This window comes from Micromonospora sp. NPDC049891 (genome assembly GCF_040660295.1).
Taxonomy (GTDB): Bacteria; Actinomycetota; Actinomycetes; order Mycobacteriales; family Micromonosporaceae; genus Micromonospora.
Window position 1 is genome coordinate 72,997 of record NZ_JBFAML010000020.1, and the last position, 12,947, is coordinate 85,943.

Annotated in this window: 9 protein-coding genes; 6 read left to right on the forward strand and 3 right to left on the reverse strand. The window is 70.2% G+C overall.

The features are described 5' to 3' along the window. Positions 1–161 precede the first annotated feature (161 nt). The 4 genes from AB0I71_RS23115 to asnB are packed head-to-tail and all read left to right on the forward strand — an operon-like array spanning position 162 to position 6,276. Positions 162–1,877, forward strand: coding sequence for an ABC transporter ATP-binding protein (locus AB0I71_RS23115; RefSeq protein WP_357587832.1), 1,716 nt, complete (start codon positions 162–164; stop codon positions 1,875–1,877). Continuing rightward, the gene (locus tag AB0I71_RS23120) at positions 1,874–3,589 is read left to right on the forward strand and encodes an ABC transporter ATP-binding protein (protein ID WP_357587834.1); all 1,716 of its coding nucleotides are present in this window, start codon (positions 1,874–1,876) and stop codon (positions 3,587–3,589) included. Before AB0I71_RS23115 ends, AB0I71_RS23120 begins: the two co-directional genes overlap by 4 nt. A 9-nt stretch (positions 3,590–3,598) precedes the next feature. Next, positions 3,599–4,387, forward strand: a complete 789-nt coding sequence (locus AB0I71_RS23125) for an alpha/beta fold hydrolase (RefSeq protein WP_357587836.1) — start codon at positions 3,599–3,601, stop codon at positions 4,385–4,387. Positions 4,388–4,434: 47 nt separating this feature from the next. After that, on the forward strand, positions 4,435–6,276 hold the full coding sequence (asnB, locus tag AB0I71_RS23130) for an asparagine synthase (glutamine-hydrolyzing) (protein WP_357587839.1): 1,842 nt from the start codon (positions 4,435–4,437) through the stop codon (positions 6,274–6,276). Between the two features lie 298 nt (positions 6,277–6,574). Here asnB and AB0I71_RS23135 read toward each other — a convergent pair whose 3' ends face one another. Further along, entirely contained in the window at positions 6,575–7,414 is an 840-nt protein-coding gene (locus tag AB0I71_RS23135) for a helix-turn-helix domain-containing protein (RefSeq protein WP_357587841.1), read from the reverse strand. Between the two features lie 337 nt (positions 7,415–7,751). After that, on the reverse strand, positions 7,752–9,155 hold the full coding sequence (locus tag AB0I71_RS23140; protein ID WP_357587844.1) for an MFS transporter: 1,404 nt from the start codon (positions 9,153–9,155) through the stop codon (positions 7,752–7,754). A gap of 213 nt (positions 9,156–9,368) precedes the next feature. Here AB0I71_RS23140 and AB0I71_RS23145 point away from each other — a divergent pair, with 213 nt between their 5' ends. Continuing rightward, positions 9,369–10,055 carry a TetR/AcrR family transcriptional regulator gene (locus AB0I71_RS23145; RefSeq protein ID WP_357587846.1) on the forward strand — a complete coding sequence of 229 codons (687 nt, stop codon included), beginning with the start codon at positions 9,369–9,371 and terminating at the stop codon, positions 10,053–10,055. 129 nt (positions 10,056–10,184) lie between these two features. Here AB0I71_RS23145 and AB0I71_RS23150 read toward each other — a convergent pair whose 3' ends face one another. Then, positions 10,185–11,543 (reverse strand): PHB depolymerase family esterase, encoded by a 1,359-nt coding sequence (locus tag AB0I71_RS23150; RefSeq protein WP_357587849.1) that lies wholly within the window; start codon positions 11,541–11,543, stop codon positions 10,185–10,187. A 286-nt stretch (positions 11,544–11,829) separates the two neighbouring features. On the opposite strand from AB0I71_RS23150, the gene AB0I71_RS23155 reads away from it, so the two are divergent. Continuing rightward, positions 11,830–12,894, forward strand: coding sequence for a PaaX family transcriptional regulator C-terminal domain-containing protein (locus tag AB0I71_RS23155; protein ID WP_357587851.1), 1,065 nt, complete (start codon positions 11,830–11,832; stop codon positions 12,892–12,894). The last annotated feature ends 53 nt before the right edge of the window (positions 12,895–12,947 follow it).

The following is a 12,947-nucleotide window of genomic DNA, read 5'->3' on the forward strand; positions in this document are numbered from 1 at the left end:
CGAACATGTTTGAAAATAGGGACGGGAGAGCGATGAGTGCGACCCACTCCGTTGAGGCAGGAGAGCAGTCCACGCCGTCATCGGGAGGCGCTCCCACGGCACGGCAGCCGGTGAGCGCGGGGCCGTTGCTACGCCCCCATGCCCCGAATTTCGCGGTCGTCGTGGTCCTTCAGGTCATCGGTGCCGTCGCCGGGCTGGCGCCGCTGTTCGCGGTGATCGAGCTGGGGCGCGCGCTGCTGTCGCCCGGTCCGGTCGATTCTGACCGCGTATGGACCGCCGTCATCCTGGGCGTGATCGGCTTGTTCGTCCGACTGGTGTTCACCGGCGCGTCGTCCGGGCTCGGTCACATCCTCGACGGCAAGGTGCAGCTTTCGCTGCGTCGGGAGCTGGCCCGCAGCCTCGGGCAGGCGCCCATCGGCTGGCTTTCCCGCCGTCGCAGCGGAGAGCTGGCGAAGGTGGTCGGTGACGACGTCGCCGCCGTACACCCGTTCATCGCCCATGCTCCCGGCGAACTGGTCTCCGCCTTCGTCGTGCCGCTCGTGTCGCTGGTCTACCTGCTGACCGTGGACTGGCGGCTGACCCTGATCACCCTGATCCCGGTGGTGCTGGCCATCGCGCACGTCCCGCTGCTGATGACTCCGGCGCGCACCCGCGAGCAGGAGAACTTCGACGCCGCGATGGGTCGCATCGCCACCTCCGTCGTCGAGTTCGTCCAGGGCATCGCCGTGGTCAAGGCGTTCGGCGGCTCCGAACGCGCCCACCGCAAGTTCCTCACCGCCGCCGACGACTTCGTCGACATCTTCACCCGTTGGGTACGGGGTGTCTCCGCGGTCGCCGCCGGGATGCAGCTGGCGCTGTCGCCGCCGTTCGTGCTGCTGGTGGTGCTGATCGGCGGCACGGTACGGATCACGTCCGGCGACATGGCCCCGGTGGACCTGCTGCCCTTCCTGCTACTCGGGCTGGGACTGACCGCCCCGGTGGCGGCCCTCGGTCACGGCTTCGACGACATGCAGGCCGCCGGCCGCGCGGTGGGCCGCATCCGCGAGGTTCTCGGGGTGGGCGCGCTGCCGCAGCCCGCGCGTCCGGCCTCACCGCAGGACAACCGGGTGGAACTGCGCGACGTCCGGTTCAGCTACGACGACGACGGCCCCGAGGTGCTGCGCGGGATCGACCTGGTGCTGGAACCAGGCACGCTCACCGCGGTGGTCGGGCCGTCCGGCAGCGGAAAGTCCACTCTGGTGCAACTGCTGCCACGGTTCTTCGACCCGACCGACGGTTCGGTGCGCCTCGGCGGCGTCGACCTGCGCGACATCGACAGCAGGGAGCTCTACCGTCGAGTCTCCTTCGTCCTCCAGGACGTCCGGCTGCTACGCGCCTCGGTCGCGGACAACATCGCGCTGGCGGTTCCGCAGGCCACCCCCGAGGAGGTGATGCGCGCCGCCCGGCTGGCGCACATCCACGACCGCATCCTCGCGCTGCCGCGCGGCTACGAGACGGTCATCGGCGACGAGGTCAAGCTGTCCGGGGGAGAGGCGCAACGCATAGCCATCGCGCGTGCCCTGGCCGCCGACACGCCCGTCCTGGTGCTGGACGAGGCGACCGCCTTCGCCGATCCGCAGACCGACCAGGCCGTACGGCAGACCCTGTCGACGCTGCGCGACCGGACCGTCCTGGTCATCGCCCACCGTCTGGAGACCATCGCCGACGCCGACCTGGTCGTGATGCTTGAGGACGGGGCGGTCGTCGAGCAGGGCAGACCGACCGATCTGCTCGCCCAGGACGGAAAGTTCGCCGCGTTCTGGCGGACCCAGCAGTCGGCGATCGCCGACGACAGTGAAGCCCGCGGCGGTGTACTGCAAGGAGACCTGTCCCGATGATCAGAATGTTGTTGCGGGTGCTCGGCGACGAGTACGCCAAGCCGATGCGCCGCACGGTCGCCCTGATGACGGTGACCGCAGTGCTGGAGGGCCTGCTCTACGCGCTGCTGGTGCCGGTGCTGCGGGCCCTGTTCGGTAGCACACCGTCGGACGCCTGGCCGTGGCTCATCGCGTTCGGGGTCGGCGTCGCGGTCTACGCGGTCCTGCGCTACGCGAGCGACCTGTCCGGCATGCGCGTCGGGACCACGATGCTGCGGGGCATGTACCACGGCCTCGGCGAGCACCTGGCCCGGCTGCCCATCGGCTGGTACAACGCCGCCCGGGTGGGTGAGGTCTCCGTCATGGCCAGCCGTGGCCTGCTCGCGGCGATGGGGGTGTCGGCGCACCTGCTCGGGCCGTTCATCTCCGCCTGCGTGACGCCGTTGACGATCGTGCTCGTGATAACCGCGTTCAACTGGCAGCTGGGGCTGGCCGCGCTGGTGGCGGCGCCGCTCGTGGTGGTCACCCAGCGCTGGACCGCGCGCTTGATGGCCGCCAACGACGCCGACAACGCCGCTCGCAACAACGAGGCCAGCGCCCGGGTCATCGAGTACCTCCAGGCCCAGCCGGTGCTGCGGGCCGGTGGCCGCAGCGGCGAGCGTTTCAGCCTGCTCGACGACGCGCTCCAGGGCGTCGAGCAGGCCTCCCGCCGGCAGACGATGTCGGTGCTGCCCGGCGCGGTGGGTCTGACGCTCATCGTGCAGGCCGTCTTCACCACGGTGCTGGTGCTGGGGACCTACCTCGCGCTCGGCGGCGACATCGGAGCCGCCGAGGTCCTGGCCATTCTGGTGCTCGCCGCCCGAAGCGCGGACCCGCTGCTGTCCCTGTCGGACATCGGGGGCAAGCTGCGCACCGCCCGCGCCGAGCTGGACCGGCTCGACAAGGTGCTGCGTACCGAGCCGCTGCCCGAGGCGGCCCAGCCCGTCCGGCCGCAGCGGTTCGATCTGGAGTTCGACGGGGTCACGTTCCGGCACGGCGATCGCGTGGTGTTCGACGGCGTGTCGCTGTCGGTGCCGCAGGGGCAGCGGCTGGCCGTCGTCGGCCCGTCCGGCGCGGGCAAGAGCACCCTGCTGCAGCTGATCGCCCGGTTCTACGACGTGGCGGCGGGAACGGTGCGGGTGGGTGGTGTCGACGTACGGCAGATCGACCCGGGCGTGCTGATGGCACAGATCGCCATCGTCTTCCAGGATGTCTACCTGTTCGACGGCACGATCGAGGAGAACGTACGGCTCGGTCGCCCCGACGCCAGCGAGGCCGAGGTGCGGGCGGCGGCGACCGCCGCACGCCTGGACGAGGTCGTCGAGCGGCTGCCCGGTGGGTGGGCCGCGAACGTCGGCGAAGGTGGCGCTTCGCTGTCCGGCGGTGAGCGTCAGCGGGTCTCGATCGCGCGGGCACTGCTCAAGGACGCCCCGATCGTGCTGCTCGACGAGGTGACCTCGGCGCTCGATCCGGTGAACGAGGCGGCCGTCCACGACGGCATCGAACGCCTGATGGCGGGCCGGACGGTGGTCATGGTCGCGCACCGCATGCGAACGGTCCAACGCGCCGACCGGGTCGTCTTCGTCGACGACGGGCGGTTCGTCGAGGAGGGCAGCCACGACGAGTTGCTGCGTCGAGGTGGTCGCTACGCCGACTTCTGGAGCCTGTCCATGGCCTCCGGCACGAGCGAGTGAGTTGCCGAGATGCCGGCCGATGAGCTGTTCCCGGGGGCCTTCCGCAGGCTCGCTCCCCGGCCGTACGCCCGTGCTCGCGTGGTGCTGTTTCCGCACGGTGGAGGTAGTGCGAGCTACTACCGGCCGTGGACCACGTCGGCGCCCTGGGACATCGAGTTCCTCGCCGTCCAGTACCCGGGGCGCGAGGACCGGTTCGCCGAGCCTGCTCCCGTGGACATCCGGGAGTTGGTCGACACCGTGGCGGCGGACCTGCCGCTTGCGGGTTCGCCGACGCCGACTGTCCTGTTCGGACACAGCATGGGTGCCCTCGTCGCCTACGAGGTCGCTCGCCGCCTGACGGCGGCGGGCGACCCGCCCGCGGCGCTTGTGGTGTCCGGGCATCCCGCACCGCACCTGGCCCGACCGGGCCAGGTGCACCTCGGCAGCGACGACGAGCTGATCGAGGAGTTGCGCCGTACCGAGGCCACCCATCTGGACATCCTCGACAACCCGGTGCTGATCCAGGCGTTCCTGCCGGTCATCCGGTCCGACTACCGGCTCAGCGAAACCTATCGGCCGCTGCCCGGCGTGCGGCTGCGGGCACCGGTCACCGTCCTTCACGGCGACCGGGATCCGGAAGTCACAGCTGCCGAGGCGGCGGGCTGGTGCGACGCCACCGACGGCCTGTGCGAGTCCCGCGTCTTCGCCGGCGGCCACTTCTACCTGGACGAGCACCGTGACGCGGTGGTCGAGCTCCTCACGGCGCGCGCCCGCGCGATGTCCGCCACGTCGGCGGTGCCGTGGCCGTCCACCCCTTGACCCGGACCGACGAGCATCGCGTACGACACGACTGAAATGGGGATGAGATGTGTGGTATTGCCGGGTGGGTGTCGTTCGACGCTGATTTGGTGCGCCAGGGGCCGGCCCTCGACGCGATGACCGAGACCATGGCCTGCCGGGGGCCGGATGACCGCGGGGTGTTCGTACGTACCCACGCCGCGCTGGGGCACCGACGCCTCGCCGTCATCGACCTGCCGGGCGGTGTGCAGCCGATGAGCGTGGGTACGCCGGCCGGTGAGGTGGCCCTGGTGTACTCCGGCGAGGTCTACAACTTCCGGGAGCTGCGCGAACGGCTGAAGGCGCTCGGGCACACCTTCCGGACCGAGAGCGACACCGAGGTCGTGCTGCGCGGATACCTGCAGTGGGCCGAGAGCGTCGTGGACCACCTGGAGGGCATGTACGCCTTCGCGGTGTGGGACGAGCGCGACCAGAAGCTGGTCCTCGTCCGTGACCGCATGGGGATCAAGCCGCTCTTCTACTACCCGACGCCGGACGGTGTCCTGTTCGGCTCCGAGCCCAAGGCGATCCTGGCGAACCCGCTGGCGCCCAAGGTGGTCGACACCGACGGGCTGCGGGAGCTGTTCGCCCAGACGAAGGCACCCGGTTGGGCGCTGTGGAAAGGCATGCACGAGGTGCTGCCCGGCGCGTTGGTCACCGTGGACCGGGCCGGCATCAGGCAGCGCGTGTACTGGCGGCTGCGCGCGGTCGAGCACACCGACAGCCTCGACGACACCGTGGCCCGGGTGCGTGACCTTCTCACCGACGTGATCGACCACCAGCTGATCTCCGATGTGCCGCAGTGCGTCCTGCTCTCCGGCGGCCTGGACTCCAGCGCGATCACCTCCATCGCCGCGCAGCGGCTCGGCATGCGCGGCGAGCAGGTGCGCAGCTTCTCGGTGGACTTCGTCGGCCAGGAGGACAACTTCGTACCCGACGAGATGCGCGACACCCCGGACTCCCCGTTCGTGCGTGACGTCGTGGCCCACGTCGGGTCGGCGCACCGGGACGTGGTGCTCGACCCCGCCGACCTGTCCGACCCCGCGGTACGGCGCGCGGCGGTTGCCGCCCGCGACATCCCGAACGGCTTCGGCGACCTCGACCTGTCGCTGTACCTCCTGTTCAAGGCGATCCGGCAACACTCCACTGTGGCGCTGTCCGGAGAAGCGGCGGACGAGGTGTTCGCCGGATACCCGTGGTTCCACCACGAGGCGGCGTTGAACGCCGGCACCTTCCCGTGGATGACAGTGATTCCGCCGCTGACCCTGCCGGGCCGTACCGACCACATCGAACCGGGCCTGCGCGAGCGGCTCGATGTCGGCACCTACACGGCGGACCAGTACGCGTCGGCGCTCGCCGAGGTGGAGCACCTGGATGGGGAGACCGCCGCGGAACGACGTATGCGGATCACCTGTCACCTGCACCTGACCCGGTTCGTGCGGTCCCTGCTCGACCGCAAGGACCGGCTGTCGATGGCGGTGGGGCTCGAGGTGCGGGTGCCGTTCTGCGACCACCGTCTCGTCGAGTACGTCTACAACACGCCGTGGGCGATGAAGGTGTCCGACGGCCGGGAGAAGAGCCTGCTGCGGCAGGCCGCCGCCCACGTGCTGCCCCGATCGGTGGTGGAACGGGTCAAGAGCCCGTACCCGTCGACCCAGAACCCCGCGTACGCGGGGATCCTGCAACAGCAGGTGAAGGAGCTGGTGGCCGACCGGGAAGCGAAGGTGTTCGCGGTGATCGACCGGAACTGGGCTCAGCAGGCGGTGGCACAGGACCCGGCGCGGATGCCGGTGGCGATGCGTGGTGGTCTGGAGCGGGTGCTCGACCTGCACACCTGGTTGGATCTGCATTCGCCCCAGCTTCGGCTCTAGACCGCGTTTCATGGGGCTCGCCCGCTCGGCCACGGCCCTGTGAAGCGCGCTTGAGGCGCTGGGCGTACCCCGGCCACCGGTGTGGCCGGGGTACGCCCAGGTGCTGGTCGAGCGGGCCGGCATCGCCCTCGGACGCGCGTGCTGACGTGCGGCCCTGTCGACGCGCCGTCGCGGCGGGACCGCGACAGCCGACGGCCCGGACACCGCCGCACCGGCCGGTGCGGCGGCCGGAGACGTGTGCCGGGCCGCACCGCGACACCGCCGACGTTGCTGGCCACCGCACCAGCCGGTCGCGCTCTCAGGCCCTCAGGGCGGGGTACCAGCTCACGCTGAACTCGGCCGGAGAACCGTAAGGCGGGACGCACAACGAGATGAACAGTTCCACCTGGCTCGGGTCGACGCTGTCCTGCCGGTCGGGTCTCTTCGCGGTGGCAGCGGGGACGGTCTCCGCCACGCCGCGCTGGGGCGCCGCTGAGAAGCGGGCGGGCAGCAGCCCGTCGACGATCGCCGCCAGCGCCTGTCGGTGGCTCTCCCGGGCGTTGAGGTCGGCCCAGCGGTCGGCGATCGCCGCCAGCCGCGGGTGGGTGGCGGTCGTCAGTTGGGCCACCACCTCGTCCTGGTGTGCGGTGCCGGCCTGAGCGCGACGGCGGGTGCTGGTCACCCGGATTATCAGGTTTCCCACGATGTAGTACCAGATCGTGCGGTAGACGTGGTGCGCCTCGTCGGCGGAGTGGCCGTAGTCGACCGCCGCATCCAGCATCTCCTCCACGATCCACAGAGCCGAGGGACCGATCAGGTTGTCGCTGGTCAGCACCTCGACGATCCAGGGACGCTCGGCGAGCAGGTCGTACAGCAGGACCGAAGCGGCGATGAGCCGTTCCCGGGGCTCGGCGGGAAGGGCGGGCCAGGCGATGTTCCGGGCCTGCGACTCCAGCACCCGCACCAGCAACTCGTCCTTGTCGCGTACATGGTGGTAGAGCGCCATCGGGGCACTGCCCAATTCGTTTGCCAGACGTCGCATCGACAGCCTCTCGAGTCCTTCTTCCTGCAGGATCCGGGTGGCCGCGTCGATGATCGCTTCCAGGGACAGGCGTGGCGGTCGACCGACGCCTCGCCTGCGGGGTCCGTTCGTGGGCATCTTCCCATCCTTCGGATGCGGCGCGCTCCACGGTGCGGGGCGGCCGCCGGGTCGCGGGACCGGGCCCGGGCCGGACTTCCGGGGCCGGTGGGACGACCGTGTGCGGGCACGCGAGTCCGGCGACGGTGTGTTGTCCGACCAGGGTTGGCGCGCGACACGTGTTTCGTCGCGCGCCGACCCTGGCCGTCACCGAGTGAGCCACTCATGACGTACCGGCCGTCGACGCAGTGCCGCGGGTCTGACTGACGGAGGATCCGCCGAAGGCGGTGGCGGACCCTCGTCGCGGCGTGTCGACCGACATCGCGATGTGCGGTCGCTGCTGGTTACCGACCGCCGGTCAGACCGCCTTCTCCGGCACGTCGATCAGCTCGCGATCGTCCTGGTCGGCCTGCATCGCCGGGCTGACCCGGGGCAGCACGACGAGCGCGATGACGGCGGCGACGATCCAGAGCCCGGCGCCGAGCGTCAGGGCGAAGGCGTACCCGTCGCTGAGCGCGTCGGGTGTGCCCTCCTTGCCGGAGTACTCGAAGGCGGCGGTGCTGAGCGCGGCGAGGCCGAGTGCGGCACCGATCTGGCGGGAGCTGTTCAACAGGCTGGACGCTGTGCCGGTCTCGTGTTGCGCGACGCCGTGCGTGGCGGTGGAGACCATCGGCCCGAGGCAGAGCCCGAAGCCGACACTGGCGATCACCGACGGGCCGAGGACGTCGGCGACGAACGAGCCGTCGGCGCTGATCAGCCCGAACCCGGCGAATCCGACCGCGCTCACCAACGCGCCCGCAATCATGAGGGTCCGGGCGGGGACCTTGTAGCCCAGCTTGATGGCGATGACGGAGCCGACGACCACGCCGATCGCCAGCGGCAGGAACTTCAGCCCGGTCTCCGCCGGGCTGGTGCCGAGCACCCGCTGTAGGTAGAGCGAGACGAAGTAGAAGGCGGAGGCCATGGTGGCGCCGAAGATGAGGTTGTACGTGTTGGCGCCGGCGACCGAGCGGTTGGCCAGCAGGCCCACCCGGACCAGAGGGTCGCGGGTGGTGGTCCGCTCGACGTAGACGAACGCGGCGAGCAGCGCGACCGCCGCCGCCAGGGTGCTGAGGGTGACCATCGAACTCCACGCGTACCGGTCCGTACGGACGATGCCGAGCACCAGCAGCGTCATACCTCCGGTGGCCAGCAGGGCACCCAGCACGTCCGGGCGACCGTCGGGCGTGACCGGAAGATCCCTGGCGATGCCGCGCCAGGTCAGGAGCATGGCCACCGCGGCCATCGGGGCGCTCACCCACATCACCCACTGCCAGCCCGCGTACTCGGTGAGCACACCGCCGATCAGGACGCCCAGGGCGCCACCTGCGGCGTTCATCGCGGCCCACACGCCGAACGCCTTGACTCGGGGCTTGCCGCTGGGGAAGGTCGCGGTGAGCAGTGCCAGCGCGGCGGGGGCCAGCATGGCGGCGCCGACGCCCTGGGCGACGCGGGCGGCCACGAGGTGACCGGGCACGTCGGCGAAGCCGCCCGCGAGGGAGGCGATACCGAACACGACGAGACCGATGAGCAGGATCCGCTTGTGGCCGTACCGGTCGGCGATCTTGCCGCCGAGCAGGAGCAGCCCGCCGAAGGCCAGGGCGTAGGCGTGGATCACCCAGGTCAGGCCCAGCTCGCTGAAGCCGAGGCTCTCGGCGATCTCCGGAAGGCCGAGGTTCACGACCGACAGGTCCAGCGAAACCATGAACTGCACGACGGCCACTGCGGCAAGGGTGAGCCCTGGCCGGGCACCCCTGTCGATTGCTGATTGTCCGTTGACTAATGCCTTGTTGGTCACCGCAAACCCGGTCCTCTGTTGTAGTGACTGGTGCCGCTCGACTTTTCGAACGCGTTCTGAAATTAACATCGGCGCGGGCCCGCTGTCTAGCGCGTCACCTCGAAGCAACCCGGTTGGCGGAGGGGGCATGATGGGGCGGTGCCCCAAGTCAATGCGCCGCGACTCAAAGCAGGCAGACCGCCGACGACATCCCGCGCCCAGATCCTGGCCGCCGCGCGTGGTCTCATTGATCGAAACGGGTGGGAGAGGCTCACCATCCGCAAGCTGGCCGCCGAGATCGGCGTGGGGGCGACGACCCTGTACCACCACGTACAGGACAAAGAAGACCTCTTGTTCTTGTTGATCAATGAGTACGGAGAGCAGTTCTCCCACCCCGGGCTGCCCGAGGAGCCGCAGGAACGCGTCATCGCCGCTGCCGCCACGATCCACGACGCGCTGGCGGCGTGGCCGTGGGCCGCCGACGTCCTCACCACCGACGGATTCATCGCCCGGCTCGGCGATTCGCCCCTGGGGCTGGTCGAGGCTGTCGTGGCCGGCGCCATCGACTACGGCTGCACCCCCGACCACGCGGTCTACGTCTTCCGCAGCATCTGGTACTACACCGTCGGGGAGATCCTGGTCCGCTCGCACACCGCCCGCAGGGGCGGCGGCGAGGCGGCCACCCCTGACGGTGCGTTCTTCGGCAACATCGACGCCGAGAAACTGCCGCACCTCGCCGCGCTCGGTGACCGCTGGGCGGTGCTGGCCCCGCGCGACACCTATGTCGACGGTCTCCGCGCCCTTGTCGACGGGCTGCTCGCCCAGGGCGTCCGGACCAAGTCGTAGGCGTGCCTGACGGTTTCTGAGGGGCCGGACCCGCAGGAGGGTGCCGGACGGTACGGCTGCCGGGGCCGGCGCGCCACCGGCAGGTGCTCCGGGGAGGCACGGAAGTGCCTTCCCGGAGCACCGACGGTGTCAGGCGACCGTGCAGGCCGCGCCGTTGAGGGTGAACGAGCTTGGCCTGGCGGTGTTACCTGTGTGGTTGGCCTGGAAGCCGATCGTCAGCGATCCGTTGGCGGGGATGCTGGCGTTGTACGAGACGTTCCTGGCCGTCACCTGTCCCGAGGTGGGGGAGTAGGTGGCGTTCCAGCCGCCGGTGATGGTCTGCCCACTGGGCAGGGTGAACACCAGCGACCAGCCGTTGATCGCACTGGTACCCGTGTTGGTGATGGTGAGGTTCTCGGTGAGGCCGTTGTTCCACGCGTTGATCGCGACGGTCACCCGGCAGGCGCCGGAGCCCGGCGGCGGGGTGGTCGGCGGCGGCGTCGTGGGGTTGGGCGGCGGGGTGGTCGGGTTCGGCGGTGGCGTGGTCGGGTTCGGCGGTGGCGTGGTCGGGTTGGGACTGGTCAGGCCGAAGAACTGGACCGCGGCCGCGGCCATGCCGCCGGAGGGCAGGCTGTGCCCGGCGCCCTGGATGCTGTACGCCTCGACCTGAACGGTGCCGCTGGTGTCGGCGAACCTGCGACGGTTCCAGTTGGCCTGCGGCGTGTCGGTGGAGGTGGGCGTCTGGCTGAGCCCGAACACGTTGGTCCACTGCTCGACGGCTTCCTGCAACAGGGAGAACGGCACGAGCGTGTCGTTGGTGCCGTGCCACAGCTGCACCCGTGGCCGTGGGCCGGAGTAGCCGGGGTACGCCTGGCGGACCGCGTCACCCCACTGCTGCGGGGTCCGGTTCATGTTGCCGCCGGTGCACTGGCTGCTGCCGGGCGGGTAGTCGGCCGCGTTGGCGAAGCAGTTGAACGGCACGCCCATGAAGGCGGCGCCGGCCTTGAAGACGTCGGGGTAGAGGGCCAGCATGTGGTTTGTCATCATGCCGCCGGAGGAACTGCCTGTCGCGTAGACCCGGTCGGGGTCGGCGTTGTGCTGCTGCTGCGCGTACCGGATCATCGACATGATCGAGACCGGGTCGCTGCCACCACCGCGACGCTTGGCGGCGTCCGACCAGACGTCGAAGCAGTTGCCGAAACCGGCCTGCTGAGTCGCGGACGGGTAGATCACGATGAAGCCGTAGCGGTCGGCCTGGCTGGCGAACTCGCTGCCGGAGTAGAAGCCGGGGCCGGAGCCGCCGCAGCCGTGCATGGCCACCACCGTCGCCGGCCGGGCCGGGCGGTTGTCCGGCACGTAGATGTGCATGCGCATCCGGCCGGGGTTGTCGCCGAAGCTTGTCACCTCGGTCAGTGAGGCCGCGTACGCGGGACTGAACGTGGGGACCACCAGACCGGCCGCGACCAGCGACACGGCCAAGCCGAGCAGTAATTTCCTTCTGAGTTTCACGGACGACTCCTTCTAACGCCTGTTTGCAGGCTGGGATCGGTCTGTGCGTTTGTGCTCGCGGGTGCGCCCAACTCCCCGCAGTGATCACGGCTTGTCCACCACGTCTGGCTTGCCCTGCCCGGCTCCGTGTGGCGTCGTGTAGCAGATATTGTTCTCCCGGGCCCAGGAAGTGTCAATCGACGTATCTCGATCAACTGTGGCCATCGTTCCGGCCTGGCCGGCGGATCGGCTCATCGGCGTCCATCTACAGTCGATACCCCGTCCCCGAGTCGAGTCCGGAGCGCCCGTGACTAGCCCGTTCCACATCGAGGAGATTTACTCCGACGACGGGAGCAACTCGCTCCGGCTGCCGCGGCGACAGGTGGGGAACTCGCCCCAGGGTTTCGCCATGACGCTGCTTGCGGACTACACCCTGCGCACCCGCGCCGCGCTTCCCTCCGCCGCCATCGTCGCCCTGCTCACCGAGTCCGGGGTGACCACCGCCGGTGCCCGTACCGCGATCAGCCGGCTGGCCCGGCGTGGTGTGCTCGAAGGCAGTCGGCACGGCCGCCGCAGCTCGTACCGGCTCAGCCGGGCCGCCGCCGCCAACCTCTCCTCCGGAGGCAACTGGATCCTCACCTCCGCCACGGCCGCGGTGCCGTGGGACGGATGCTGGACGATCGTGGCCTTCTCACTGCCACAGGATCGGAGCGCGCAGCGCCGGGCCCTGCGCAGCCAGCTCCGCTGGCTCGGGTACGCACCGCTGTACGACGGTCTGTGGATCTCGCCGTACGAACTGACGCCGCGGGCGCGGGCACAGCTCGAACAGCTGACCCTCGGCACCGTGACGGTTTTTCGCGGCCGGCAGAGCGCGCTGGGTTCGGTGAGTGACCGTGCCCCCATCGAGGCCTGGGACATCGACGCCATCACCGGGCATTACGCGGCGTTCCTGGAGAGCTGGACGTCGCTGCTGCCCCTGGTCAGGTCCGGGCAGGTCGACGGTGCCGCAGCGGTCCGAGCGCGGACCGAGGTGATGGACACCTTCCGTCGGTTCCCCACCCTCGACCCGCAGCTGCCGGTGGAGCTGCTGCCGCCCGGCTGGCTCAGGCAGCCGGCCCGGGAACTGTTCGCGGCCGTGTACGACGGTCTCGCGCAACCCGCCGAGCAGCACGTCCGAGCGGTCGTCGCGCGGTTCACCGACAGTGCGCCGCTCGGTATCCGGGCCCACACCACGGCCGACCTGATTGCCGGCGTTCGGGGTGACGGCGGCGCGAACCCGGCTGAGGCCGCGCGACCGGCCGAGTGGAGGAGTGCGGAACCGGCCGTCCGGTGTGACGAGTTGACAGCCCGGGCCCCGGCCGAGCTGACCTGACCGGCCGGTGTCAGTGATCAGCGCGCCGCACCTGCTTCGCGACCTCGAATGAC

What these genes read in the sequence shown, in the direction of transcription:
- AB0I71_RS23125 (WP_357587836.1), top strand. Translation starts at nt 3,599, where the DNA reads ATGCCGGCCGATGAGCTGTTCCCGGGGGCCTTCCGCAGGCTCGCTCCC.
- AB0I71_RS23135 (WP_357587841.1), bottom strand. Translation starts at nt 7,414, where the DNA reads ATGCCCACGAACGGACCCCGCAGGCGAGGCGTCGGTCGACCGCCACGC.
- asnB (WP_357587839.1), top strand. Translation starts at nt 4,435, where the DNA reads ATGTGTGGTATTGCCGGGTGGGTGTCGTTCGACGCTGATTTGGTGCGC.
- AB0I71_RS23120 (WP_357587834.1), top strand. Translation starts at nt 1,874, where the DNA reads ATGATCAGAATGTTGTTGCGGGTGCTCGGCGACGAGTACGCCAAGCCG.